Consider the following 679-nt stretch of genomic DNA (forward strand, 5'->3'; position numbering starts at 1 on the left):
AACGACCGTTTAAGTAATGTCTTTTTGCTTAATTTCGCCTGAAACTACCCCTTTTTACCCCCGTGCCCGCCTACTTCGCCTACTACCGCGTCTCTACCCAAAAGCAGGGCAACTCTGGGTTGGGCCTGGAGGCGCAACGGGCCGTGGTGGTCAATTTCTTAAAAGGCGATACCCCAGTGGGGGAGTACGTGGAAGTCGAGAGTGGCAAGAAGAACCAACGACCCCAGCTGCTGGCGGCTATCTCGGCGGCCCGGGCGGCGGGTGGGGTGCTGCTCATTGCCAAGCTCGACCGGCTGAGTCGCAATGCCGGGTTTATTCTGGCTCTGCGTGACTCGGGGGTGCAGTTTGCGTGCTGCGACATGCCCGACGCCAATACGCTTACCGTGGGGCTGTTTGCCGTCATCGCTCAACACGAACGCGAGACCATCTCCCAGCGCACCAAGGATGCGCTCAAAGCTAAGAAGGCTAGGGGCGCGCAACTCGGCACGCCGGCCAACCTGACGGAGGATGCGCGGCAGTTAGGATTAGAGGCTCGGCAGCGGAATGCGCGCGAGCATGGGGGGATTCGGCAAGCTACCGCGCTGATTTTGGCCCGGCGGGCGCAGGGACTGAGTTGTGAGCGCATTGCGGGGGAGTTAAACGCGCTCGGCTTTACCGCTAGGAGGGGAGGGGCCTTCTC

General features: G+C 61.3%; 1 protein-coding gene. It reads left to right on the top strand.

Going from position 1 to position 679, the window contains the following annotated elements:
* Window positions 1-62: 62 nt before the first annotated feature.
* A partial coding sequence (locus E4631_RS25700; RefSeq protein WP_133656706.1) for a recombinase family protein occupies window positions 63-679 on the top strand: 617 nt, incomplete at its 3' end.

The organism is Hymenobacter sp. UV11 (genome assembly GCF_004684095.1).
In the GTDB taxonomy this organism is placed as follows: domain Bacteria; phylum Bacteroidota; class Bacteroidia; order Cytophagales; family Hymenobacteraceae; genus Hymenobacter.